Below are 25,215 nucleotides of genomic sequence, written 5' to 3' on the forward strand. Positions count from 1 at the left end.
AGGGAGGTCAATGCTCTTTTTATTTGTAAACCTCCTGTAATTCAAGGTTTTAAAGGATTTTAGAACAATAAAAACAGATAGTTTTTGACACTACCAATAAATGACAGGAGGAAAAAAGAATGAAAAAAAGAATAAAAAAATTATTGAGTATAACCTTAAGTGCATGCATGATTTTACCTGTTTTTTCGGTATCAGTGGTAGAAGCCAAACCGGAAGAAACTATTCGCGTCTGGTATTGGGAAGATAATGATGGCTCTTATGCGGATGCATATGATACATGGAGTGAACAATATCCCGATGTAAATTTGGAATTGGAGGCTATTCCATGGAACAGTTATCATGATACCCTGATTGCAGCTGCAGCATCTGGAGATCTTCCAGATGTGTATAAAATTCAGCCTACCTGGATTCCAGAGTTGAGGAGTTTAAATGCAGTTGCTAAATTAGACGAATATATTGATTCATGGGAAGATAAAGATACAATTCCGGAAAGTATGTGGGAATCGGCAAGAGCGGGACAGGAAGAAACATATGCATGGCCCCATAGTTTGGTTGTACTGTATCTCTATTGTAGGAAGTCATATTTCGAAGATGCAGGACTTGAATATCCAAAAACAATGGATGAATTTTATCAGGCATGTGAAGCATTAACAAAGGATACAGATGGAGATGGCTCTACTGACATATACGGATTCAGTATGCGCGGTGCCCGTGGCGGTCATTTTATGTGGGCAGGTCTTACGTTAAATGAAGGAATAGACTTTTTTGATGATGCAGGAAAAGTAAGCTTGAATACACCTGAAATGGTGGAGGCAAACCAGAAGTATCTGGATATTTACCAGAAAGGGTGGGCCCCAAAAACAGCACCTACAGATGGCTATACAGAAATTGTGCAGAATTTCGAAAGCGGAGTTACAGGAATGTTGGTACATCATTTGAATTCCGCAAAAGAAATCACGGAAGTATTGGGAGATGATGTGGATGTTGTGGCGCTTCCAGAAGGAGCAGCAGGCAGATATCTCCCAAGTGAACCATGTCATTGGGCTGTTTCCGCAAATAGTGAGAGTACAGAAGAAGCAGTGAATTTTCTTAAATATGCGTCAGGGGAAGAGGCACATAAGGAGTTATGTAAAAATGCAGGGCTTGTTCCATTTGTGACACCAGTTACAGAGGATCCAGAATTTACAGGAGATAAATTCTGTGCAGCCTCGATGGAATATCTTGACGATGTACAGATTTTTCCGGTTGTAAATACCTGGGGGGACTGGTCAGAAACTGTATGGCCTCAAACAATTCAGCGGGCAATAATGGGAGAGATTGACAGTGCAGAGATGATGCAGATTCTGGCAGATAATCTTGCAGGAGAATAAAGATGTGGGGCTGTATTAAAATACAGCCCCCGAAATTTCAGGGGGAATATCTTATGATGAAAAAAAAGAAATTTCAGTATCAGCCATTCATTCTCTTAGCACCGGCTATATTAATCGTAATTCTTATTATTGGCTATCCTGTTGTTCGTGCGGTTGTTTTGAGTTTGTATAAATATGATTTAACAAATCTTCAAGGTGTTAAATTTGTGGGATTGCAGAATTATATTGACATTTTTACAAAAGACCCTGCGTTTTGGCCAGCATTTAAGAATACAGTAATCTGGGTTAGCGTTACAGTGATTTCTCAGCTTTTATTATCTCTGTTACTTGCAAATATTTTAAATAAATTTTTTATTGGTAGAGGAATTGTCCGGTCTGTTGTATTAATACCGTGGGTAACTCCTTGTGTGCTGATCTCTCTTATGTGGGCGTGGATTTTTAATGGTAATTATGGAGTTATGAATGAGATTCTGCAAAAGCTACATTTGATCAATGAAAATGTTGCTTGGATTGCCCAACCTAATACAGCACTATGGATTCAGATTCTTGCAATGATATGGCAGGGAATTCCATTTTTTACAATTATGATTCTCGCGGCTATGCAGTCGGTTCCTCGGGAACTTTATGAATCTGCCAGTGTAGATGGAGCGTCAAGAATTAAACAGTATTTTTATATTACGATTCCGGGTATTGCGTCAACAATTGTTTCGACAGTAATGATCCGTTTGATATGGGTATTTAACAATGTGGATATTATTTATACCATGACGGGAGGGGGACCTGGATATAGCTCTCTTACATTATCTGTATATACGTATCTTCAGGCACAAAAATCAATGAAATTCGGATATGGAAGTGCTGTAGCTATTATTGGCGCCGTATTTATGTCAATAGTAATATTTATTTATCTCAGGATAACAAGAGAACAGGGAGGAATGATAGATAAATGAGACAGAGAAAGAGTATATGGACTTTTTACATACCAATTGTATTTTTTATGGTGACAGTTTTATTCCCGTTTGCATGGATTCTCTTGACTTCATTAAAGGAGAAGAAAGAGATGTTTTCAGCAGAATTCCATTTTTTGCCATTGGAACCAACGCTGAACAGTTATAGAGAGCTATTTGAGAAAACAGATTTTATTCATAACATGTGGAATAGCTTGGTTGTTTCTTTTGTAACGGTGCTTATTGCAGGAATAGTATCATTTATGGCAGGATATGCATTGTCAAGATACAGATTTAAAATCAGGAATGGACTTATGTATTTTTTTCTTCTTTTGTATTTGGTGCCAAGTACGCTGCTTTTGATTCCACTATATACAATTTTTAATAAGATGGGAATTCTCCATACACAGTTATGTCTTATTATTGCATATAGTACGTATTCTATACCGTATTCTGTATGGCTCACAACCGGATTTATTAATCAAGTGCCATATGAACTAGAGGAAGCAGCAGCTCTTGATGGCTGTAATCTTTTTCAAAGGATGATAAGAATTGTTCTTCCGCTTCTAAGACCGGCAATGGTAGCTTCTTTAAGTTTTATTTTTATTACATCCTGGAATGAATACACTTATGCAAATATGTTTACCAATAAAGATTCCAGAACGGTGACAGTAGCTTTATCAAATTTTATGTCTCAATATAATATACGGTGGGATTTGATTACGGCAGGAGGAATTATAGTAGTTATACCGGTTGTTATTATGTTTGTCATCGTGCAAAAAGATTTGATTGCAGGTTTAACAGCAGGAGGCGTGAAAGGTTAGGTGAAAATGAAATGAAAAAAATGGATCAGATCTGTTATATTGTGCATGAAACAGATAATGTAGCTACTGCGATGGAGGATGTTACAGCAGGAGATATTAAACTTACCGGAGAAAATAAGAATAGAAAAGGAGAAATGATTGCACTGCAACAAATTCCATTTGGACATAAGGTCGCACTTTGCGATATGGAAGAGGGAGATCAAATTTTAAAATATGGTGTTTGTATTGGTATTGCTACAAAGAAGATAAGGAAAGGCATGCATGTTCATCTTCATAATATGAAGAGTGCATATGATTTCCGGTCAGCGCAGCTAGATCCGGTTACTGTACATGCGAAAGATATAGAATACAAAATGTATTAGGGAGGATGACGCATGAACGAAAAGATTTTATGTCAGGGATATCAAAGAAGAGATGGAACAAAGGGAATTAGAAATAAAGTGCTGATTGTGTTTACTGTGGAATGCAGTAAATATGTATGTAGGAAAATCGCAGAATATTTTCAGAATATTGGAGAAGATGTGGAGACTATAGGTTCTCATTCCTGTCTTCATAATCAAGTAAATATACGAAGAATGCTGAAATATTGTACTCACCCAAATGTGGGAGGTGTACTGGTTATAGGGCATGGATGTGAATATACATATCCATCTATGCTGGCAAAGGAAGCAGAACGGTCAGGAAGAGAGGCGGCATGGTTTTACCAGCAAGAAGCAGGTGGGACGAAAAAAAGTATTATAAGGGGAATTACAATCGTACAGGATATGCTTGACAAATTAAAGAATGTTCCAAGAATTCCTATGTATATTCAGGATCTTGTTATAGGAGGCGAGTGTGGAGGCTCAGATTTTACCTCAGGATTAGCGGGGAATGCATTGATTGGAAGTGTTTTTGATTATGTGGCAGATCATGGGGGAACTGCTGTCTTTGAAGAACTAAGCGAAGGAATTGGGCTAAAAGATTATCTTGTGAGCAGAGGAATTGATGATAAGGTAAAACAGGACATTGCAAATGCTTATGATAAAACAGTGGATTTTTGTTCGGCATATGGTCAGTTTTCTATTGCTCCAGGAAATATGGATGGGGGATTAACAACTATTGAAGAAAAGAGCATGGGAGCTATGGTGAAGAGTGGAAGAAGACCTATTCAGAGTGTTCTAAAAATTGCACAGTCACCAACAAGAAAAGGGGTTCATCTCCTGGATGTTATTCCTGATGAAAAATTGGAACCAGCGCATTTTATAGCGGCAGATCCTTCTGATATGTTAGATCTCATAGCGGCAGGATGTCATATTGTATTTCTTGTAACAGGAAGGGGGCATGTGGTAGGAACTCCTGTTAGTCCTGTTGTCAAAGTAACAGGAAATCCGAGAACTTATAACAGAATGCAGGACGATATTGATTTTTGTGCGGCGGGACTTCTTGATGGAACTGAAAGCATGCCTGATATGACGGAACGAATGCTAAAGAAGCTTAGAAGTATTTGTTGTGGTAGACTTACAAATGCAGAAAAAATGGGGCACAGAGAAGGTATTCTCTATTTTAATTATCAGGATCCTGTCAATGTTCCAAAATGTTGGCAGTTTTAGGAGAGGAGTATAATGGATACAAAAGAAAGACTCAGAGGAATTATTCCTCCGTTAGTGACACCTCTTGATGAAAATAGAAATATAGATAAAAAGTCATTGAAAAAGCTAATTGATTATTGTATAGATGGTGGCGTATCCGGGATTTTTGTGTTGGGATCTTGTGGTGAAGGATCAGCTCTGGGTATTGAAAAGAAAAAAACAGTAGTTAAATATGCATTGAAGTATATTAATGGAAGAGTTCCTCTTTTGGTTGGGGCGCTGGAAACCTCTTCAGAAAAAGTTCTGGAAGAGATAAAAATATATGAGAATTTGGGGGCGAAATATTTTGTTTCAGCAGTGCCTTATTATCTTGAGCCAGAAGATCAGAAGGGAATTATCAAACATTATCAGTTTTTAACAGAAAATATTAAGGGAAAATTGATTGCGTATAATATTCCATCTTACGTTCACTATGATATTTTGCCACAAACAATGAAATATCTCTTAAAATTTCCGAGGCTGATAGCAATAAAAGACAGCACAAGTAACTGGAGCTTGTTTCAAAAAGCATTAGTTTTAAATAAAACAGGCGGAATGTTAAGTGGAAACGAAGATTTATGCGGAGCCGCCTTAATATTTGGTGCAGATGGCTGTGTTCCATGTTTGGCAAATGCTTATCCGAACTTTTATTCTAAATTATATAGATGTGCTGGTGAAGGAAATATAGAAGGGATAAAAGAATGTCAGGAAGCAATTATACAAATGAAAAAAGTATTGGAGTTTTCAAAGAATTGGATTGCTGTTGTAAAATATCTCTGTTTTCGAAAGGGACTGATGCAGCCATATACATCATTCGATGTTTCTGAGTTAAGCAAGGAAGAAAAGGAGAATATAGAAGACTACCTAATGAAAAATGAGTATAGTTTTACAAAAAAATAATTTTAATTAAGATAGCTGCTAAGAATCGAAAATATTCTTAGCAGCTATTTTAAAATTTTATTAATAAAATATATAAATTTAATACAAAATTAAAACTAAGAAACGTTTTTCTGAATATATTCACAAATAATATAACTTAATACTGTGCATTTTGCACAGATTTAATGTAGAAAAACGTTTTAATTTGCACAAAAAATAATTTTTTTAGAAATTTTAATTGACAAAAACGTTTTTCTAGATTATCATGTAACCAACTTGAACAAGAAAAGAAAGGAAACCAGAATCCATATGTAAGAAATGCACAATAAAATTATGGATTTATTTTTTTAAATCACAGAAAAACGTTTTACCAAAGCAACAGATAAAGGGAGGAATTATATGACAGAAAAAATGAGAATGGCTGAGCAGGCTTTGGAACAGGGGAAGGGAATCTTACGTCTGGCACCGACATGGGTTCCGCGTTCGTTCTGCAGACCAGGAAAAAGGATAAAACTCCACCCGGATGATTACTTTATATTGGGACAGAGAGGCGGAATCGATGAGAGATGGTTTTCTTCTACAACATGGGCAGAAAATGGACCTGATACTCCGGAAGACGAGGGATTAAGCTATGTTGTTGTAGATGAGGAGGGGAAAGACAGAGTTCTTCTCAGGGATGTAGTTGAATTGCTGGGTTCGGAGATTATAGGAGAAGTACTTTGGAGCAAGTATCACAGATGGGCAATGTTTTCCAAGTTTTTTGATAATGCAGGTCCTCTGCCCCACCATATTCATCACAGAACAGAACATGCAGCCAGAGTTGGGGCAGATGGAAAACCGGAAATGTATTTCTTCCCTTCTCAGATGAATAATCATGGAGGTGAATTTCCTTTTACATTCTTTGGTTTTAATCCGGAAACAACAAAAGAAGAGGTGCTTGAAGCACTGAAAAATTTTCCGAAGGGAGACAACAAGATTCTTTCTCTGGCAATGGCTTATAAGTTAGATCTTGATACAGGTTGGGATGTTCCTCCGGGAGTTATGCATGCACCGGGTAGTCTTTGTACTTATGAACCTCAGTTTGCATCTGATGTATATGCAATGTATCAGTCAGTTCTCATGAATGGACAGATTGTCGGAGAAGATCTCCTCTGGAAAAATACTCCGGAGAAAGAAGTTGGTAATTATGAGTATTTACTTGATGTGATTGACTGGGAGAGAAACGTAGATCCGGAATTTCATAAGAACCGTTTCATGAGGCCGATTCCAGTGAAGCCGATGGAGGATATGCTGGCAGATGGTTATATAGAGGAATGGATTTGTTATAAATGTGAGACAGTCAGTGCAAAGCGTCTGACGATTCTTCCGGGACGCAGCGTAACGATTAAAGACAACGCGCCATATGGCCTGATTTGTCTGGAGGGTCATGGAACATTTGGTAAATGGGAGATAGAGTCTCCTGCTCTGATCCGTTATGGTGAGTTGACGCATGACGAGTATTTTGTTACAGAACAAGCGGCAAAAGAGGGAGTGGTAATAACAAATCCCTCCCTTACAGATCCGATTGTCATACTGAAGCATTTTTCAGATAATCCGGATCTGATCATTCAATAAAGACTTAAAGGAGGAGAGGAATTTTGGCAGGTAAATACATACTGGAAGCCACGGGAATTATGAAATCTTTCTCCGGAGTGACTGTTCTTAATGGCGCAGAATTGTGTATTGAGCCCGGTGAACTTCATGCATTGATGGGAGAGAACGGTGCAGGAAAATCTACTTTAATGAAGATTATCATGGGTATTTACACAAAAGATGCCGGAAAGGTAATACTGGATGGAAAGGAAGTAGAATTCAAATCAGCCAGAGATGCCCTTGATGCTGGTATATCCATGATTCATCAGGAATTAAGCCCGATTCCGGAGATGACAGTTGCAGAGAATGTATTTTTAGGCAGGGAGCAAAAAAAGATAAAAGGTCTGCCTTTTGTAGATAAAAAGGAGTTAAACAGGAAAACACAGGAACTTCTTGAGGAATATAATCTGGAGCAGTTTATCCGACCTTCCATGAAAATGAAGGATTTGAATATTGCACAGATTCAGATGATGGAAATTATTAAGGCTGTTTCCTATAATTCAAAAGTAATTATTATGGATGAACCAACTTCATCTCTTTCAGAAAAAGAGACAGAGACACTTTTTGAGATTATTGACAGTCTTAGAAAAAAAGATGTTGGAATTATTTATATTTCTCATCGTATGGAAGAAGTATTTCAGCTGGCAGACCGTGTTTCTGTCCTTCGTGACGGACAGTTCATAGGATGTGTGAAGGTTAAAGATGCATCCAGAGAACAGCTGATTAATATGATGGTAGGACGTGAACTGGAGGGAGGATATCCACGAAATACTGCTCAAAAAGGTGAAGTTGTACTGGAATTGAAAAATTTTACCAGAAAAGGCGTATTCGAAAACGTAAATCTGAAAGTGCATGCAGGAGAAATTCTTGGTATGGCAGGTCTTGTGGGAGCCGGACGAAGTGAGGTTATGAAAGCACTGGTAGGTTATGATCCTCTTGACACCGGGGAAATTTATCTGGACGGACAAAAAATATCAATCAAACATCCTCACGATGCAATCAGACATCATATTGTTATGGCTTCTGAGGACAGAAAAGAACTTGGATTAGTACTTTGTCGAAGTATTAAGGAAAATGTATCACTTCAGAACTTTGATAAGCTTTCAAGTGCATCATTTATTCAGAAAATAAAGGAAAAGAAGATGGCATCTGAATATACGGAAAAGATGTCTACAAAAATGAACGGTACTGATGATCTGGTGTCAAGTCTTTCCGGTGGAAATCAACAGAAGGTTGTACTTGCAAAATGCCTGTTGTCAGATCCAAAAGTGCTTATTATGGATGAACCAACCAGGGGAATTGATGTAGGTGCCAAGGCTGCTATATATAAGATTATGGTTGGACTGGCAGAACAGGGAATCGCAATTATAATGATTTCCTCAGAAATGCCTGAATTGATTGGAATGAGTGACAGAATCATAGTTATGTCAGGCGGTAAGATCAGAGGCGAGCTGGAGGGTCAGGAAGCGCAGTCTCAGCAGACAATTATGAATTTAGCATTTGGAGGAGAATAAAATGGCACAGAAAAAAGATATGGGCAAAATTCTGAGGCAGTTTGGCCTTGTGTTTGTGGCTCTTATTATCATTATTTTTATGAGTATAACATCAGATGTATTTCTGACAAGTCAGAATATTATAAACATTCTGAGACAGATTTCCATTAATGGTATTCTGGCAGTAGGTATGACATTTGTTATTCTGACAGGAGGTATTGACCTTTCTGTAGGTTCTGTAGTTGCTATTACAGGAGTTATTGTAGGTTCTCTTTTACAGAGTGGTACAAACTGGTTTCTTGCAAGCCTTGCAGCGCTGGCAATTTCCATGGTCTGCGGAGCGATTAATGGCTGGTTGATTTCTTATGTGGGATTTCAGCCGTTTATTGCAACCTTATCAACAATGACTATTGGAAGAGGATTTGCGCAGGTATATTCCAATGGAAAACCTTATACAATTTCTGATCCGTCCTTTAAGGTAATTGGTCAGGGGAATTTTCTTGGAATACCGGTACCAATTATCCTTCTTATAATTTTCTGTGTAATTGGAATGATTATTTTGACCATGACAACTTTTGGACGGTACGTATTTGCAATTGGTGGAAACATTAATGCGGCAAAGCTTTCCGGTGTGCGGACTCAGAGAGTGCAGTTAATGGTTTATGTCCTGTCTTCTGTATGTGCCTGGATGGTTGGTCTGATTCTGGCAGCCCGTATCAGTTCCGGACAGCCGACTGCAGGAGAATCTTACGAAATGGATGCCATTGCAGCGACAGCAATTGGCGGAACCAGTATGAATGGAGGAATTGGTTCCCTGACAGGAACGATTTGCGGATTCGTAATTCTTGGACTTTTGCAGAACTCCATGAACCTTATGAACATTAATTCTTTCTGGCAGCAGATTGTAAAAGGTCTTCTGATCATTATTGCAGTATTCCTTGATATGAGAACAAAGGGAAAGAAAAACTGATAAATATGAACTTAATATCGTGAAGATATTAAAAAATACATTTATTTATTAAGGAGGAATAAGGAAATGAAAAAACAGATTATTGGTGGTTTACTGGCAGTATCAATGGTAGCTTCTATGGGAACAATGAGTGTGGCAGCAGCAGAAAAGGATAATGCAGATATTAAAATTGGATTTTCTTCAAAAGATAATTCAGATACTTTTGTAGCTGCAATTGCAGACGCAGCGGAAGCGAGAGCGAAAGAGCTTGGCGTAGAGCTTCTGATGTATGATGCCGGCGGTGATGTAAACAAACAGATCAGTGACTGTGAGACTCTTCTTGCGGCAGGCGTGGATGCTCTGGTTGTAATTCCTCAGAGTGTGGAGGGAAGCGCACCGGTAGTCGGAATGGCAAACGATGCAGGCGTTCCAATCATTGTAGATAATGGGGATATTGGAGATACCAATTATACAGCGTTTGTAGGATGTACAGATCAGGAATCAGGAGAGCTTCTGGGAAAATGGTTTATTGAAGAATCCGGCCTGAAGGAAGGCGATAAAGTAGCTATTATTGAAGGACCTATGGGACAGTCCGGACAGGTTGGACGTATGGCCGGATTTGAGGAGGTCGGACTTCTGGATTACTTTGATGTTGTAGCAACTCAGACAGCAAACTGGAAACGTGATGAAGCAATGGCACTTGCAGAGGACTGGATTACAACTTATGGTGAAGATCTGAAGGCTATTATCTGCGAAAATGATGATATGGGTATGGGTGCTCTTTCAGCAGCTCAGGCAGCAGGCCGCGACGATATTATCATTGGCGGTGTAGATGGTCTTGAGGATGCTGTACAGGCAGTAAAAGACGGAACCTATGGAGTAAGTGTTCTTCAGGATTCTGCAGGACAGGGAGCTACAGGCGTTGATGTTGCAGTTGCGGCAGCCAAGGGAGAAGAAATTGCAAAAGATACAAGAATTCCGTTCCGTCCTATCACAAAAGACAATGTTGACGCTTATCTGGAAGGCGGCGTAGAGGCTATTTCCGGTGATGCTGCAGAAACAAAGGAAGAAGCAGCAGAAGAAACAACAGAGGGAGAAACCGAAGAAAAAGCAGCGGAAGAGGAAGCTGCTGAATAAGTACAAAAGAATATAAGACCTGAATGATATGAGCAAGGCACCGCTGGCAAAGAAAATAATGGAAAGGACTTTGCGGCGGTGCTTTGTGCGCCAAAAATCCGGTATATTTTGTCGGAAAGCAGAGAAAGGAGAACCGATATGCTTAGAAATATTCCCAAAATTATTCCACCGGAGCTGGTTAAGACAATGATGGAAATGGGACATTCAGATGTACTGATCATTGCAGATGCCAATTTTCCGGGGACAGCTCATGCAAAAAAGATAATCCGTATGGACGGTATTATGATTCCGGAGCTTTTAGAGGCAGTACTGCAGCTGTTTCCGTTGGATAATTTCATAGAAAATCCAGTGCGCCTTATGAGAAACCTTCCTACAGAGCCGGTTCCGGAAATCTGGGAAACTTATAGGGAGCTGCTGAAAAAATATGATAAAGATGATGCCTTTCACGACTTTGAATTTATTGACAGACTTCCGTTTTATAAAACTGCAGAGGAGGCTTTTGTGATCGTTCAGACAGGGGATGAATCTCGATATGGAAATATTATCCTGCAGAAAGGAGTCTGCTGAGCATTTATGAATTATCAGGAAGAAAAAAAGTATGTGGGACACAGAGACCAGCTTATGCGTATAAAGCGGTTCAGAATGCAGGAAGGTAAAGCGGAAGGGGTGGAACTTCTGGATGTTCAGAATCGTTCGGGAATGCATTTTGATGTGAATGTAAGCCGGGGAATGGATATCCCTTATCTGGACTTCTGCGGAGAAAATATAGGCTTCGTTTCACCCTGCGGGATTGTTTCACCTGAGTATTTTGATGACAAGGAGCTTGGTTTTCTGAAAAGCTTTACAGCCGGGTTTCTTACAACCTGCGGTCTGAAGGTTGCAGGTGCGCCCTGTGAATATGAGGGAACTTTTTATGGACTTCATGGAAATCTTTCTCATATTCCGGCAGAAGAGGTCAGTGCAGTAATTGAAGAAAATGGAGATTCTCCATGTGCGGTAATGAAAGGAAAAGTCCGTGATGCAGTGATTTTCGGGGACAAAATGTGTCTGGAAAGAGAGATTCGATGTTCTTATAAGGAAAGAAAAATTACGCTGAAGGACAGGGTTACAAATGAAGGATTTAAAAGAGTCCGTCAGATGATTCTGTATCACTGCAATATCGGATATCCTGTCCTTTCTCCGGACAGTGAGATTTTTATTCCGGCATTGGAGACAAAGGCTAGGAATGTTCATGCTCAGGAAGGTATTGACAGCTGGATGAAGGTGCAGGAAGCGGATGCTGATTATGAGGAAATGTGTTATTACCATAAGCTGAAACCGGATGAGAAAAATCATTCAGTAGCAGCTGTTTACAATCCGGATCTGGATCTGGGAATTGCTATTGAGATTGATCTCAGCACACTGGATCATTTCGTGCAGTGGAAAATGATGGGAGCAGGAGACTATGTAATGGGTCTGGAACCGTCTAATTCCACCATAGATGGAATAGATGACGCAGTAAAAAATGGATCAATGAAATACCTGGAGCCGGGAGAAACAAGAGAATATACTCTTACTTTTCATATTCTGAAGGGAAGAAAAGAATTTGAGGAATTAAAGAAAAGAACAGAAAAATAAGGAGGCAGAAATAATGACAGAAAAAGAACTGATTATTAAGGCAGGAGAAGAATTAGACGCAAAGCTTGCTGAGGCGAAAAAAACAGGAAATCTTGTGGTGAAAGATGCAACAGAGAACGAAAGTGTAATCAGGTCTACATTTGAAAAAGGAGAAGGAATCTTCAGACTGTTTCCGGCATTTGTGCCCAGAAGATTTGGAAAAGCAGGACGCAGGCTGAAACTTCATCCGGATGATTATTTTGCATTTGGAATGGCACGAGGCTCTATTACGGAGAGATGGTTTGCATCAACGATCGCTGCTCAGAACGGTGAGACAGCTAAGGCTGATGAAGGTATGGCTTATGTATGCGTGGATTATAACAGCGATGAGAAGTTTTCTCTGAGAAATGCAGTGAAGGTTCTGGGAGAAGAGCTGGTTGGAAAAGAACTGATGGAAAAATATAATGGATGGCCAATGTATTCCAAGTTTTTTGACAATGAAAATCCTTTATTCCATCATCTTCATCTGACGTTTGAGGACGCAGCGCGAGTAGGCAAGCTTGGAAAACCGGAATGCTATTATTTCCCAAAACAGCTGAACAATTACTTTGGAGAAGCCAATTATACATATTTTGGATTTGATCCGGACGTAGATCCGGAGGAGATCAAAGACAGAATCAGAAGTTTTGAAAATGATGATACCAGAATTACTGATCTTTCAAGAGCGTACAGAATAGAACTGGGAACAGGCTGGTACACTCCAGCAGGTGTGATCCATGCGCCGGCTTCTGTACTGACATATGAGCCTCAGTGGAATTCTGACGTAAACTCTGTTTACGAAAATATTGTTTCCGGAGAGGTTTATCCGCCTGAAATGCTGGATGAAGAGCTTCCTGAGGGTCAGAAGGATGTAGAGGACGTGTTTAAGCTTCTTGACTGGGAGAAGAATGTGGATCCTCATTACAGAAAGCATTATTTCCGCAGACCGGTTGTGGAAACAGAGACAGAGCAGTATGTTCAGAAGTGGATAACCTATGCGAATCCATACATTGCAGCAAAGGAGCTGACTGTTAATCCGGGACAGACAGTTACTATCAGCGACGGAGCGGCATATGGATGTATTTTTGTTCAGGGACATGGAAAATTTGGTGTTTATGATGCAGAAGCGCCTACACTTCTTCACTTCGGACAGCAGAGTACAGATGAATTTTTTGTTTCTGAGCAGGCTGCAGTGAAAGGTGTTACTGTTACCAATACCAGTCAGGTAGAACCTCTTGTTGTATTAAAGCATTTTGGACCGAATTGTCCTGGTGTGCCTCAGGAAGTACCGGAAAAATAAGACCTAAGTAAAAACTGTTATATACAGTGTTGTTTCAGAGACAGCCCGGAATGCCAGGAAAAGTAAGTATTCCGGGCTGTGCTTATAGCAGGAGGAAAAATATGAAGTATTTAGTAGGAATTGATAACGGAGGAACCTTTTCAAAGGCAGCCATTTTTGATGAAGAGGGAAACCAGATATCAGTTGCCAGTGTTCCCACAGAAACTCTGACACCAAAGCCGGGATACACAGAAAAGGATCTGAATGAACTGTGGAGGGTTAATGCGCAGGCGGTTCGTCAGGCAGTAGAAAAAAGTGGAATTGATCCTTCGGATATTGCAGGTGTTTCTTTTTCCGGCGCAGGAAAAGGGCTTTATATGGTCGGCTATGATGGAAAACCGTCTTACAACGGTATCATGTCCACGGATACAAGGGCATGGAAACAGGTGGAACAATGGTATCGGGATGGAGTTAATAAAAAAGTTTACGAAAAAACATTTCAGGAAATTCTTGCAGTTCAGCCTGTAAGTCTTCTGGCCTGGTTCAGAGATAATCAGCCTGAGGTTCTGGAGCGTACGAAATATATTTTTGCAGTAAAGGATTATATCCGGTATATGCTGACCGGGGAAGCCTACAGTGAATATACAGATTGTTCAGGCGGAAATCTTGTAAATATGATGACAAAACAGCATGACAGAGAACTGATGACGCTGTACGGGCTTGAGGATTGCTATGACAAGCTTCCGCCTCTGAAATACTCGGCAGAGATCTGCGGACATGTGACCAGAGAAGCCAGTGAAAAAACATTGCTACCGGAAGGAACGCCAGTTGCAGCTGGAATGTTTGACGTAAATGCCTGCGGTATTGCATCAGGACTTTCAGATGAAGAGCAGATGTGTATGATTGCAGGAACATGGAGTATTAATGAATTTATTGGAAAAAAACCTGTGACAAATGGAACGGTTGATTTAAATTCCATGTTCTGTATGCCGGGATATTTTTTGATTGAGGAAAGCAGTCCTACGTCAGCTGGAAATATGGAGTGGTTTATCCGTAACCTGATGAATTATGAAAAGGAAGAGGCAAAAGAAGAGGGCAGTTCCATTTATGATCTTACAAATGAGTGGGTGGCCTCTATAGAGCCTCAGGATAATAATGTGATTTTTCTTCCATTTCTTAACGGGTCAAATGAAGATGCACTTGCAAAAGGTACCTTTGTAGGTCTGACTGCTTATCACAACAAAAAGCATATGCTTCGGGCAGTTTATGAGGGAATCGTATTTTCCCATGTGACCCATGTGAAAAAGCTTCTGAGAAACAGAGAAATTCCGAAGAGTATACGGCTTTCCGGAGGAGCTGCCAATTCAGATGTATGGGTGCAGATTTTTGCAGATGCACTTCAGATTCCCATTGACGTTGTGGGAGATAAGGAGCTGGGCGCTCAGGGAGCAGCTATGGCGGCAGGAATCGCAGCCGGTATATATAAGGATTATCAGGAGGCAGTGAGCCGTACAGTAAAAATAACAAAAACTATATATCCAAGACCAGAATATAAAGAAATCTATGAGAAAAAATATGCCGCATACAGGGCTGTAATAGATGGTCTTTCAGGAGCATGGGAATATTTCAAGAATTGATCAGGAGGTAACGAATATGATGAAAATGGCAATTATGGGGGCCGGAGCTATAGCAAATAAAATGGCTGCAACAATTACAAAAATGGAGAAAGTAGAAGCATATGCTATTGCGGCCAGAGATAAGGAAAGAGCAGAGATCTTTGCCGGTCAGTATGGATTTGCCCGGGCATATGGATCTTATGAGGAAATGCTTGAGGATCCTCAGGTAGATCTTGTTTATATTGCAACACCCCATTCTCATCATTATAAATGTGTAAAAATGTGTCTGGAAGCAGGCAAAAATGTACTTTGTGAAAAATCCTTTACCGTAAATGCAGAACAGGCAAGGGAGTTATTTTCTGTTGCCCATGAGAAAAAGCTTTTTCTCACGGAGGCTATCTGGACAAGATATATGCCGTCAAGAAAAATGATTAATGACATTATCAATAGCGGTGTGATTGGAGAAGTAACGTCTCTTTCTGCTAATCTGGGATATGAACTCAGTCAGGTAAAAAGGATCTGGGATCCGAAGCTGGCAGGTGGGGCTCTTCTTGATGTAGGAGTTTATCTTGTAAATTTTGCCAGAATGGTATTTGGAGAGCGGGATGCAGAAATTCATACATCGGCTGTTTTTAAAAACGGTGTAGATATGATTGACAATATAGATATGATTTTCCCAGACGGAAAGACAGCGTCTATGCAGTGTAATGTCCACGGTGTTCTTAATCGTGCAGGTGCGATTTTTGGAACAAAAGGATACATAGAGATTACAAACATCAATAATCCGGAAAAAATAACAGTATTTAATGACCGGTATCAGGAAATCGCTTCCTATTTTCCTCCCGAACAGATTACCGGGTATGAGTATGAGGTGGAGGCATGTGTACGTGCCCTTGAAAATGGGGCGCTGGAATGTGAAGAAATGCCCCATGAAGAAACGGTTCGCGTAATGGAGATCATGGATGGAATCAGAAAGGAATGGGGATATGAGATCCCTGTACAGGAATAAGGGGGCATATATATGAAAGCATATACATTAGGATTATATGAAAAAGCCATGCCCAAAACTCTTACCTGGAAAGAAAAGCTGGAAGCTGCTAGAGCGGCAGGATATGACTTTGTGGAGATTAGTATTGATGAAACTGATGAAAAGCTTGCGAGACTTGATTGGAGGAGAGAAGAAAGACGGGAGCTGGTTGATCTGATGTATCAGATTGGCATTCCTGTTCGTACTATGTGCCTCAGCGGTCATAGAAAATATCCTATTGGAAGCAATGTTCCAGAAATCTGTGCCAGGGGTATGGAAATTATGGAAAAGGCCATTCAGCTTGCTGATGATCTGGGAATTCGTGTTATTCAGCTTGCAGGCTATGATGTTTATTATGAAGAGTCTACTCCGGAAACTGTAAAGCGATTTGGGGAAAATCTGAAAAAGTGTGAGCAGATGGCGGCCAGATCAGGGATTGTTCTTGGTTTTGAGACCATGGAAACGGAATTTATGAATACTGTAGAAAAAGCCATGAAGTATGTACAGATGATTGATTCTCCATATTTGGGCGTTTATCCGGATATGGGAAATATTACAAATGCAGCAAAAAAATACGGAACGGATGTTCTGAAAGACATCCGTACAGGAACGGGACATCTGGATGCGGTTCATTTGAAAGAGACAGTTCCGGGAGTTTTTCGTGAAGTGCCTTTTGGGACAGGTCATGTAGATTTTCCGGCAGTGATTCGCGAAACCTGGAAAGCAGGAGTTAGGAGATATGTGACAGAATTCTGGTATACCGGAAATCCCGGCTGGAAAGAGGATCTGGATTTTGCAGTAGGAATGATGCGTCCCATTCTTGACGCTCAGATAGCTTGATATTATCTGTTTTTTCAGAAATATATTGGATTGTTGCAGCAAAAAGTATATACTGTAATCAGGTGTTTTTTAGGTGTAAAACTTAAACAGGAGGAGAAAATAATGCTGGAAAAATTAAAAGAGGAAGTTTATAAGGCAAATATGGATCTGCCAAAATATGGGCTCGTAACATTTACCTGGGGAAATGTCAGTGGAATTGACAGAGAAAAGGGATTATTTGTAATTAAGCCAAGTGGTGTGGATTATGACAAACTGACACCGGAAGATATGGTAGTGGTTGATCTTCAGGGAAATAAGGTGGAAGGAAAGTATAATCCATCTTCTGATACAGCTACGCATGTAGTTCTTTATAATGCATTTCCCAATATCGGTGGAATCGTACATACACATTCCTCCTGGGCTACAAGCTGGGCTCAGGCCGGAAGAGGAATTCCCTGCTATGGAACCACTCATGCAGATTATATTTATGGAGAGGTTCCATGTGTGCGTAATCTTACAAAAGAGGAAATTGAGGAGGCCTATGAGAAAAATACAGGCATTTTGATTGCCGACTACTTTAAGGACAAGGACTACGAGGCTGTACCGGCAGTTCTCTGTAAAAATCATGGTCCTTTTACCTGGGGTAAGGATGCTCATGAGGCAGTACACAATGCAGTAGTTCTGGAGGAAGTTGCAAAAATGGCAAGCCGCTGCGAGCTTATTAACCCACAGGTAAAACCTGCGCCTCAGGAACTTCAGGACAAACATTATTACAGAAAACACGGCGCAAACGCATATTACGGACAGAGTGACAAATAAAATTTTTGTGCAGGAGGATGTATAAAAAGAAAAAATAGATTATTTTGGCAGTAGTATGCCGGAGGTTAAAAAACAGGCTTCTCAGTTTGGAAGTCTGTTTTTTATAACCAAATAAGCGAAATAGGTTTTACCCGGCTTTATTTGTCTGGAAGTGTATATGGAAAGTTGGGAGCTTCCGGACACTGTAGAAAATCTTTCAGACAGTTAATGATAAATTCGTGGTCGGCAATATGGTATAAATTAGAAGCAATGATAGTTCCAATCACCACGCTGTTTCCCTTGATACGAATGGGAAAGCCTCCCCCGCACAAAGCATAATCTGTTGCTGAAAGTCCATGATTTTCCAGAGTATCATAATCCTGCTCAAAGGTCAGTGCAGACAAAAGTGAACTGCGTTCCATCATGGATACCGTATTGAACTTACGCTCCATCCATTTCTGGTTAAGAAGATTGGTTCCGTCTGGACAGTACTGAAATGCTATGCATCCATTATTCATGCGTATGGATATGGCGATCGTGATGTTTTGATTTTGAGCACAGGAAACCATAAATGTTCCAAATTCATAGGCAGTGCTGTGATTAAAATGCGGAAACTGAAGAAGGTCTTCCTGCTTTTTCAAAATTTCAATATTTTTGTCCATTACATATTCCTCCTTTTAAGTGGGACAAATCAAAGAAAAAGGTTTTTCTGAATATATTATATAGCAATTTTTCCCTGTCAGCAAGAGAAAAACTTTCTGTATGCTGAACTTTAGCATATCTTTCCGGGATATGTGTGGTAATGTCAGGAAAATTACTGAAGATTACCACATATCGGGGAGCTTGCATACATGAAGATTTACGATTATCAGGGAAAGAAAAATGTCAGCGGCGACATGATTCGTCAACTGCGAGTAAAGAACCGCATGTCCCAGAATGATCTGGCGGCAAGGGTTCAGGTAGAGGGAGTGATGCTGGAACGGGACAGCATCAGCAGAATAGAAAGCGGAACAAGATTCGTTGCGGATTATGAGTTGTTTGTATTTGCAAAAGTTCTTGGAGTGGATGTTGCATCCTTGCTGGAATTTCAGGAGAAGAAGTAGAGACTGCCGGAAACGGCAGTTTTTTCTGTTATTTAAAGATGTTTTATGATACAATAACACTCATAAAGCTGCTGGTTTGTATCAGATGCGTAAGAAAGATATTCAGAAGCATATTTTGGAGGATTATAATGATAGAAATAGGAAAGAAACAGAAGCTCCTTGTAGTAAAAACCGTAGAATTTGGAGTTTATCTGGCAGAAAATAAGGAGGCGGATGCGAAAAGCCGTGTACTTCTTCCGGTAAAGCAGGTACCTCAGGGAACGAAAGAAGGCGACTGCCTGGAAGTATTTATTTATAAAGATTCACAGGACCGTCTGATTGCCACAACAAGGGAACCTGTGCTTACAGTAGGTCAGACTGCTGTTCTGAAGGTGCGCCAGGTAACAAGAATCGGCGCTTTTCTTGACTGGGGACTGGAGAAGGATCTGCTTCTCCCTTATCATGAGCAGACTGTCCGGGTAAGAGAAGGACAGGAATGTCTGGTAGCCCTTTATGTGGACAAAAGCAGCCGTCTGTGTGCAACAATGAAGGTGTACCCATATCTTGAGAAAAAATCTCCTTATAAAGAAGGAGATCAGGTAAGGGGACGTATCTATCAGGTAAGTGATAATTTTGGTGTGTTTGTGGCAGTTGACGACAGATTTTCCGCATTGATCCCTGCAAGGGAGGCTGCGGGAAAATATCGTCCGGGAACTGTTATGGATCTTCGTGTTTCTGCAGTTAAGGAAGACGGCAAGCTGAATGTGTCCGATCGCCAGAAAGCTTATATTCAGATCAATGAGGATGCGGAAAGCGTCCTTCAGATCATTGAAGAGTTTGCAGGTGTGCTGCCGTTTGACGATAAGGCATCACCGGAGGTGATAAAAAGAGAATTCGGGCTCAGCAAAAACGCTTTTAAGAGAGCGGTAGGCCATCTTCTGAAAGAAGGAAAGATTGAGATCAGAGACCGGAGGATTTATCAGACAAAGAAATAAGGAGCAGATTATGAATTTTACACATCTTCATGTTCATACAGAATACAGTCTTCTGGACGGTTCCAATAAGATCCAGGAATATGTGGCCCGTGTAAAAGAGCTGGGGATGGACAGTGCGGCTATTACGGATCATGGCGTTATGTATGGAGTGATTGATTTTTACAGGGCTGCAAAGGCAGCAGGGATCAATCCCATTCTGGGCTGCGAGGTTTATGTGGCGCCGGGGTCCCGGTTCGACAGAGAAGCAGGAAGCGGTGAGGACCGTTATTATCATCTGGTGCTTCTTGCAGAAAATAATCAGGGCTACAGCAATCTGATGAAGATTGTTTCCAAAGGCTTTGTAGAAGGCTTTTATTATAAACCCAGGGTAGATATTGAGGTTTTGGAAAAGTACCATGAGGGAATTATTGCTCTCAGCGCCTGCCTGGCAGGCGAGGTGGCCAAATATCTTACAAGAGGAATGTACGAGGATGCAAAAGCTGCCGCGCTTCGGTATCAGGATATTTTTGGAAAGGGAAATTTCTTTCTGGAAATGCAGGATCATGGGATTCCTCAGCAGCAGACTGTAAATCAGCAGCTTCTTAAAATGCACAAAGAAACAGGGATCGATCTGGTAGTGACAAATGACGTGCATTACACTCTGGCGGAGGATGCCCAGCCTCATGATGTTCTGCTGTGTCTTCAGACAGGAAAGAAGCTGGCAGATGAAAACCGTATGAGATATGAAGGAGGACAGTATTATGTGAAATCTCCTCAGGAGATGGAAATGCTGTTCCCTTATGCCACAGAGGCGCTGGAAAATACTCATAAGATTGCAGAAAGATGTCATGTGGAAATCGAATTTGGGGTGACAAAACTTCCCAAGTATGACGTGCCGGAAGGCTATACTTCCTGGGAATACCTGAACAAGCTCTGTTTTGAGGGACTTGAGGAACGCTATCAGCCTGTTACCCGGGAACTTCGGGAACGCCTTGACTATGAGCTTTCTACTATTAAAAACATGGGTTATGTGGATTATTTCCTTATTGTATGGGATTTTATCAAATATGCCCGTGACAATGACATTATGGTAGGGCCGGGGCGGGGCTCTGCGGCAGGAAGTCTTGTGGCCTATACTCTGGGAATTACCCAGCTTGACCCCATCCGTTATGACCTTCTTTTTGAGAGATTTCTGAATCCGGAACGAGTTTCCATGCCTGATATTGACGTGGACTTCTGCTTTGAGAGAAGGCAGGAGGTCATTGATTATGTTGTTCGGAAATATGGAAAAGACCGGGTGGTTCAGATTGTAACCTTTGGAACACTGGCTGCCAGAGGTGTGATCCGTGACGTTGGCAGGGTGCTTGATTTGCCTTATGCTCAGGTAGACGCCATTGCCAAAATGATTCCACAGGAATTGAATATTACAATAGACAAGGCTCTTCAGATGAATCCTGAGCTTCGCAAAGCTTATGAAGAGCAGGAGGATATCCACGGGCTGATCGATACGGCAAAACGTCTGGAGGGGCTTCCAAGGCATACGTCCATGCATGCGGCAGGTGTGGTGATCAGCCAGAAGGATGTGGATGAGTACGTACCTTTATCCAGAGCGCAGGACGGCTCTATTACCACACAGTTTACTATGACTACACTGGAAGAACTGGGACTTCTGAAAATGGATTTTCTGGGGCTTCGTACGCTGACTGTCATTCAGAATGCTGTTCATCAGATCGAGAGGACAACTGGAAAACTTCTGGATATGCAGCAGATCGATTACAATGATAAAAAGGTTCTGGATTCTCTGGGGACAGGAAGATCAGACGGTGTGTTTCAGCTGGAAAGTGCGGGAATGAAAAACTTCATGAAGGAGCTGAAGCCGCAAAGCCTTGAAGACGTGATCGCCGGTATTTCCCTTTACCGGCCGGGGCCGATGGATTTTATTCCTCAGTATATCCGGGGCAAAAACCGACCGGATACCATCAGCTATGACTGCCCCCAGCTGGAACCCATTCTGAAACCTACTTACGGTTGTATTGTGTATCAGGAGCAGGTTATGCAGATCGTCCGGAATCTGGCTGGTTACACTCTGGGACGAAGCGATCTTGTGCGCCGCGCCATGTCAAAGAAAAAGGCTTCTGTTATGGAAAAAGAACGGCAGAATTTTGTGTACGGAAATCCGGAGGAAGGAGTTCCGGGCTGTATTGCCAATGGGATTCCGGAAAACGTAGCCAATAAGATTTATGATGACATGATCGATTTTGCAAAATATGCGTTTAATAAATCTCATGCGGCAGCTTATGCTGTGGTTTCCTATCAGACTGCTTATCTGAAGTATTATTATCCGGTAGAATTTATGGCGGCGCTTATGACGTCTGTAATAGAAATGCCCAATAAGGTTTCTGAGTATATTCAGGTATGCCGCCAGATGAATATCAGGATTCTTCCTCCTGATGTAAACAGAGGTATCTATGGATTTTCCGTGGATAATGGAGCAATCCGTTATGGACTATCTGCCATCAAAAGCGTGGGACGGCCTGTGATCGAGGCTCTTGTGGAGGAACGTGAAAACAGAGGCCCGTATCTGTCGCTGAAGGATTTTATTCAGAGGCTGACAGGAGTTGTGAATAAAAGGGCTATAGAGAATTTTATCAAAGCAGGAGCAGTTGACTGTCTGGAAGGCAACCGAAGACAGAAAATGACCGTTTACGCACAGATCGTGGACAGTATTGCCCAGGACAAAAAGAATACCGTTGCCGGACAGATGAGCCTTTTTGACTTTGCGGAAGAGGATGTAAAAAAAGATTTTGAGATCCGTATGCCTGATGTGGGAGAATATGATAAGGATACCCTGCTTTCCTATGAAAAGGAGGTTCTTGGTATTTACCTCAGCGGACATCCTCTGGAGCGTTACAGCAGTATGATGGAAAAAATGATCTCTGCAAAAACAACAGATTTCCAGGCGGATGAAGAAGGCGGGATTCCCAAAATCACAGACGGTCAGAAAGTGATCGTAGGCGGAATGATCGCGGATAAAACAATCAAATATACAAAAACTAACAAGGTCATGGCGTTTTTTACCCTGGAAGATCTGGTGGGAACAGTAGAAGTTGTTGTTTTCCCCAGAGATTATGAAAAATGGCAGAAATATCTGAATGAGGATGCAAGAGTCTTTGTTCAGGGACATGTGGACGCAGGTGATGACAGGGCGTCCAAGCTGATTCTGGAAAAAGTACGTTCCTTTGACGAAATGCCAAAAGAAGTATGGATCCAGTTTAAGGACAGGGATGATTATGGAAAAAATGAGGAAGAGCTTCTGAGAAATCTGCGTTCGGTGCCGGGAAACAGCAGTGTTGTGATCTATCTGAAGGATGTCAATGCCATGAAGAGGCTTCCGGCAGGATATCACGTGCAGATCACGGATTCCTGGACAGAAGAGATGAAGGCAAAATATGGCAGCTCCAATGTTAAAGTTGTGGAAAGAGTATTGAAAAACTTCTGAAAATGTGGAAAATCCAATATTTTTGATATGCTGTGATACTAGAATGATACCAGAACATTCCCTGAAAATAAGGTTGACTTTTTGCTCAGAATAGCATATGCTAACAGTAGCTAAGAAATGAGATAATCAAGCATGAGCAAAAAACGAAAACCCCGGAAGTCTCGACCACTTCCGGGGTTTTCTGTTCCATTTATGTAAGGCGGCTTAGACCTTTAGGCTGTTACTGCCTTTTGTTTCTGTCCAGCCATTTGCAGATATAGTAGCTGGCTATACCTGCTGTGACAGAAACAAGAAATGAGATAATGATTTCAAACATGAACAGCACCTCCTTCCTGCTGGAGGTTCGGCAGCAATAAAATTATATCACAGCACACATGAGAATGATACGCAAAACTTTAAGGTCTGTTGGCTTGTACAGTTGGAAGTATATTACCTTATTTTTTGTTTTGGATCAAAATAATCAGCATTGCAAAAACATAATGTTTAAGGCGAAAAATTCATACTTACTTTTGGAAAGAGTATTGAAAAACTTCTGAAAATGCTATAAACTATAAACCGAATATGTGTAAAACAGATGGGGTTTTTTGCGCCGAAAGCAGAAAATCCGGAAGATGGAGGAATGAAATCATGGCAGAAAAAACGATAAAAACCATCGGTGTACTGACCAGTGGAGGAGATGCGCCGGGAATGAATGCTGCGATCCGTGCTGTTGTAAGAAGAGGACTGAGCAGCGGATTAAATGTAAAGGGTATTTATAAAGGATATAATGGTCTGTTAAATGAAGAAATTGTAGATATGTCTGCCAAAGATGTGTCTGATACAATTGAGCGCGGCGGTACAATCCTGTATACTGCACGCTGTTCAGAATTCCGTACAGCAGAGGGACAGCAGCGCGGCGCTGAGATCTGCAGAAAGCATGGAATCGATGGTCTTGTTGTTATCGGTGGAGATGGTTCTTTTGCAGGCGCTCAGAAACTTGCGAATCTTGGAATCAACACAATCGGTGTACCGGGAACCATTGACCTGGATATTGCATGTACCGAATACACAATTGGCTTTGATACAGCTGTAAATACAGCAATGGAAGCTATTGACAAGGTGCGTGATACTTCTACCTCTCATGAGAGATGCAGTATCATTGAGGTTATGGGACGTAACGCAGGCTACCTTGCAATGTGGTGCGGTATTGCCAATGGCGCAGAGGACGTTCTGATTCCGGAAAAATATGATTATGATGAGCAGAAACTGATCAATAATATTATTGCCAGCCGTAAGGCAGGTAAGAAACATCACATTATTATCAATGCAGAGGGTATCGGTCATTCTGAAGCTATGGCAAAACGTATTGAAGCAGCTACAGGAATCGAGACACGGGCAACTATCCTGGGTCACATGCAGAGAGGCGGAAGCCCTACATGTAAGGACCGTGTATATGCGTCTATGCTGGGTGCGCTTGCAGTCGATCTTCTTGTTGCGGGCAAAAACTGCCGTGTTGTAGGCTATCGTCACGGAGAGTTTGTTGATTTTGATATCAATGAAGCTCTTGCAATGAAAAAAGATGTTTCTCCATATATGTGGGAAATCTGCAATTCACTTTCTCATAACTATGATAAACATGCAAAAAAATAAATAAATTATGATACAACGG

The 25,215-nt window shown here is 41.0% G+C and carries 22 protein-coding genes; 21 read left to right on the top strand and 1 reads right to left on the bottom strand.

Features of this window, described 5'->3' with window-relative positions:
* Positions 1-119: 119 nt before the first annotated feature.
* The 17 genes from NSA57_RS05460 to NSA57_RS05540 all read left to right on the top strand — a co-directional run bounded on the left by NSA57_RS05460 (position 120) and on the right by NSA57_RS05540 (position 18,033).
* Positions 120-1,370: an ABC transporter substrate-binding protein gene (locus NSA57_RS05460; protein ID WP_257464249.1), complete on the top strand. Its 1,251-nt coding sequence runs from the start codon at positions 120-122 to the stop codon at positions 1,368-1,370.
* 53 nt (positions 1,371-1,423) lie between these two features.
* Positions 1,424-2,320 (top strand): carbohydrate ABC transporter permease, encoded by an 897-nt coding sequence (locus NSA57_RS05465; protein ID WP_257464250.1) that lies wholly within the window; start codon positions 1,424-1,426, stop codon positions 2,318-2,320.
* Positions 2,317-3,141, top strand: a complete 825-nt coding sequence (locus NSA57_RS05470) for a carbohydrate ABC transporter permease (RefSeq protein ID WP_118040847.1) — start codon at positions 2,317-2,319, stop codon at positions 3,139-3,141. The genes NSA57_RS05465 and NSA57_RS05470 overlap by 4 nt, the downstream gene beginning before the upstream one ends.
* A gap of 11 nt (positions 3,142-3,152) precedes the next feature.
* Positions 3,153-3,503: a UxaA family hydrolase gene (locus NSA57_RS05475; protein ID WP_257464251.1), complete on the top strand. Its 351-nt coding sequence runs from the start codon at positions 3,153-3,155 to the stop codon at positions 3,501-3,503.
* Positions 3,504-3,515: 12 nt separating this feature from the next.
* Complete coding sequence (locus tag NSA57_RS05480) at positions 3,516-4,730, top strand: UxaA family hydrolase (RefSeq protein WP_257464252.1); 1,215 nt, start codon at positions 3,516-3,518, stop codon at positions 4,728-4,730.
* 12 nt (positions 4,731-4,742) lie between these two features.
* Positions 4,743-5,648 (top strand): dihydrodipicolinate synthase family protein, encoded by a 906-nt coding sequence (locus tag NSA57_RS05485; protein WP_147599965.1) that lies wholly within the window; start codon positions 4,743-4,745, stop codon positions 5,646-5,648.
* A 378-nt stretch (positions 5,649-6,026) separates the two neighbouring features.
* Entirely contained in the window at positions 6,027-7,241 is a 1,215-nt protein-coding gene (locus NSA57_RS05490) for a cupin domain-containing protein (protein ID WP_257464253.1), read from the top strand.
* Positions 7,242-7,264: 23 nt separating this feature from the next.
* A complete protein-coding gene (locus NSA57_RS05495; protein ID WP_306814047.1) occupies positions 7,265-8,773 on the top strand; it encodes a sugar ABC transporter ATP-binding protein in 1,509 nt (502 codons plus the stop codon).
* Between the two features lies 1 nt (position 8,774).
* Complete coding sequence (locus NSA57_RS05500; protein WP_147599963.1) at positions 8,775-9,722, top strand: ABC transporter permease; 948 nt, start codon at positions 8,775-8,777, stop codon at positions 9,720-9,722.
* Positions 9,723-9,788: 66 nt separating this feature from the next.
* Complete coding sequence (locus NSA57_RS05505; RefSeq protein WP_257464254.1) at positions 9,789-10,838, top strand: substrate-binding domain-containing protein; 1,050 nt, start codon at positions 9,789-9,791, stop codon at positions 10,836-10,838.
* Between the two features lie 138 nt (positions 10,839-10,976).
* Entirely contained in the window at positions 10,977-11,405 is a 429-nt protein-coding gene (locus tag NSA57_RS05510; protein ID WP_147599961.1) for an RbsD/FucU family protein, read from the top strand.
* 6 nt (positions 11,406-11,411) lie between these two features.
* Entirely contained in the window at positions 11,412-12,455 is a 1,044-nt protein-coding gene (locus NSA57_RS05515; RefSeq protein WP_257464255.1) for an aldose 1-epimerase family protein, read from the top strand.
* Positions 12,456-12,468: 13 nt separating this feature from the next.
* Positions 12,469-13,773, top strand: a complete 1,305-nt coding sequence (locus NSA57_RS05520; RefSeq protein ID WP_257464256.1) for a cupin domain-containing protein — start codon at positions 12,469-12,471, stop codon at positions 13,771-13,773.
* Positions 13,774-13,874: 101 nt separating this feature from the next.
* Positions 13,875-15,389 (top strand): FGGY-family carbohydrate kinase, encoded by a 1,515-nt coding sequence (locus tag NSA57_RS05525; protein ID WP_257464257.1) that lies wholly within the window; start codon positions 13,875-13,877, stop codon positions 15,387-15,389.
* A 19-nt stretch (positions 15,390-15,408) separates the two neighbouring features.
* On the top strand, positions 15,409-16,377 hold the full coding sequence (locus NSA57_RS05530; protein WP_257464322.1) for a Gfo/Idh/MocA family protein: 969 nt from the start codon (positions 15,409-15,411) through the stop codon (positions 16,375-16,377).
* Positions 16,378-16,389: 12 nt separating this feature from the next.
* Positions 16,390-17,235, top strand: coding sequence for an L-ribulose-5-phosphate 3-epimerase (locus NSA57_RS05535; RefSeq protein WP_257464258.1), 846 nt, complete (start codon positions 16,390-16,392; stop codon positions 17,233-17,235).
* Between the two features lie 102 nt (positions 17,236-17,337).
* Positions 17,338-18,033, top strand: a complete 696-nt coding sequence (locus NSA57_RS05540; RefSeq protein WP_287575808.1) for an L-ribulose-5-phosphate 4-epimerase — start codon at positions 17,338-17,340, stop codon at positions 18,031-18,033.
* 137 nt (positions 18,034-18,170) lie between these two features.
* On the opposite strand, the gene NSA57_RS05545 is transcribed toward NSA57_RS05540, so the two are convergent.
* Positions 18,171-18,674, bottom strand: coding sequence for a heme-binding protein (locus NSA57_RS05545; RefSeq protein WP_147599956.1), 504 nt, complete (start codon positions 18,672-18,674; stop codon positions 18,171-18,173).
* Positions 18,675-18,863: 189 nt separating this feature from the next.
* Here NSA57_RS05545 and NSA57_RS05550 point away from each other — a divergent pair, with 189 nt between their 5' ends.
* From NSA57_RS05550 to pfkA, 4 genes are all read left to right on the top strand, one after another.
* A complete protein-coding gene (locus NSA57_RS05550) occupies positions 18,864-19,115 on the top strand; it encodes a helix-turn-helix domain-containing protein (RefSeq protein WP_022066567.1) in 252 nt (83 codons plus the stop codon).
* 128 nt (positions 19,116-19,243) lie between these two features.
* Positions 19,244-20,089 carry a CvfB family protein gene (locus NSA57_RS05555; RefSeq protein ID WP_022066566.1) on the top strand — a complete coding sequence of 282 codons (846 nt, stop codon included), beginning with the start codon at positions 19,244-19,246 and terminating at the stop codon, positions 20,087-20,089.
* Positions 20,090-20,099: 10 nt separating this feature from the next.
* Complete coding sequence (locus NSA57_RS05560) at positions 20,100-23,567, top strand: DNA polymerase III subunit alpha (RefSeq protein ID WP_257464260.1); 3,468 nt, start codon at positions 20,100-20,102, stop codon at positions 23,565-23,567.
* 627 nt (positions 23,568-24,194) lie between these two features.
* Complete coding sequence (pfkA, locus tag NSA57_RS05565; protein ID WP_178709700.1) at positions 24,195-25,196, top strand: 6-phosphofructokinase; 1,002 nt, start codon at positions 24,195-24,197, stop codon at positions 25,194-25,196.
* The last annotated feature ends 19 nt before the right edge of the window (positions 25,197-25,215 follow it).

The organism is Blautia caecimuris (genome assembly GCF_024622975.1).
Lineage (GTDB): Bacteria > Bacillota > Clostridia > Lachnospirales > Lachnospiraceae > Blautia_A > Blautia_A caecimuris.

What these genes read in the sequence shown, in the direction of transcription:
- NSA57_RS05460 (WP_257464249.1), top strand. Translation starts at nt 120, where the DNA reads ATGAAAAAAAGAATAAAAAAATTATTGAGTATAACCTTAAGTGCATGC.
- NSA57_RS05465 (WP_257464250.1), top strand. Translation starts at nt 1,424, where the DNA reads ATGATGAAAAAAAAGAAATTTCAGTATCAGCCATTCATTCTCTTAGCA.
- NSA57_RS05470 (WP_118040847.1), top strand. Translation starts at nt 2,317, where the DNA reads ATGAGACAGAGAAAGAGTATATGGACTTTTTACATACCAATTGTATTT.
- NSA57_RS05475 (WP_257464251.1), top strand. Translation starts at nt 3,153, where the DNA reads ATGAAAAAAATGGATCAGATCTGTTATATTGTGCATGAAACAGATAAT.
- NSA57_RS05480 (WP_257464252.1), top strand. Translation starts at nt 3,516, where the DNA reads ATGAACGAAAAGATTTTATGTCAGGGATATCAAAGAAGAGATGGAACA.
- NSA57_RS05485 (WP_147599965.1), top strand. Translation starts at nt 4,743, where the DNA reads ATGGATACAAAAGAAAGACTCAGAGGAATTATTCCTCCGTTAGTGACA.
- NSA57_RS05490 (WP_257464253.1), top strand. Translation starts at nt 6,027, where the DNA reads ATGACAGAAAAAATGAGAATGGCTGAGCAGGCTTTGGAACAGGGGAAG.
- NSA57_RS05500 (WP_147599963.1), top strand. Translation starts at nt 8,775, where the DNA reads ATGGCACAGAAAAAAGATATGGGCAAAATTCTGAGGCAGTTTGGCCTT.
- NSA57_RS05505 (WP_257464254.1), top strand. Translation starts at nt 9,789, where the DNA reads ATGAAAAAACAGATTATTGGTGGTTTACTGGCAGTATCAATGGTAGCT.
- NSA57_RS05510 (WP_147599961.1), top strand. Translation starts at nt 10,977, where the DNA reads ATGCTTAGAAATATTCCCAAAATTATTCCACCGGAGCTGGTTAAGACA.
- NSA57_RS05515 (WP_257464255.1), top strand. Translation starts at nt 11,412, where the DNA reads ATGAATTATCAGGAAGAAAAAAAGTATGTGGGACACAGAGACCAGCTT.
- NSA57_RS05520 (WP_257464256.1), top strand. Translation starts at nt 12,469, where the DNA reads ATGACAGAAAAAGAACTGATTATTAAGGCAGGAGAAGAATTAGACGCA.
- NSA57_RS05525 (WP_257464257.1), top strand. Translation starts at nt 13,875, where the DNA reads ATGAAGTATTTAGTAGGAATTGATAACGGAGGAACCTTTTCAAAGGCA.
- NSA57_RS05530 (WP_257464322.1), top strand. Translation starts at nt 15,409, where the DNA reads ATGAAAATGGCAATTATGGGGGCCGGAGCTATAGCAAATAAAATGGCT.
- NSA57_RS05535 (WP_257464258.1), top strand. Translation starts at nt 16,390, where the DNA reads ATGAAAGCATATACATTAGGATTATATGAAAAAGCCATGCCCAAAACT.
- NSA57_RS05540 (WP_287575808.1), top strand. Translation starts at nt 17,338, where the DNA reads ATGCTGGAAAAATTAAAAGAGGAAGTTTATAAGGCAAATATGGATCTG.
- NSA57_RS05545 (WP_147599956.1), bottom strand. Translation starts at nt 18,674, where the DNA reads ATGGACAAAAATATTGAAATTTTGAAAAAGCAGGAAGACCTTCTTCAG.
- NSA57_RS05550 (WP_022066567.1), top strand. Translation starts at nt 18,864, where the DNA reads ATGAAGATTTACGATTATCAGGGAAAGAAAAATGTCAGCGGCGACATG.
- NSA57_RS05555 (WP_022066566.1), top strand. Translation starts at nt 19,244, where the DNA reads ATGATAGAAATAGGAAAGAAACAGAAGCTCCTTGTAGTAAAAACCGTA.
- NSA57_RS05560 (WP_257464260.1), top strand. Translation starts at nt 20,100, where the DNA reads ATGAATTTTACACATCTTCATGTTCATACAGAATACAGTCTTCTGGAC.
- pfkA (WP_178709700.1), top strand. Translation starts at nt 24,195, where the DNA reads ATGGCAGAAAAAACGATAAAAACCATCGGTGTACTGACCAGTGGAGGA.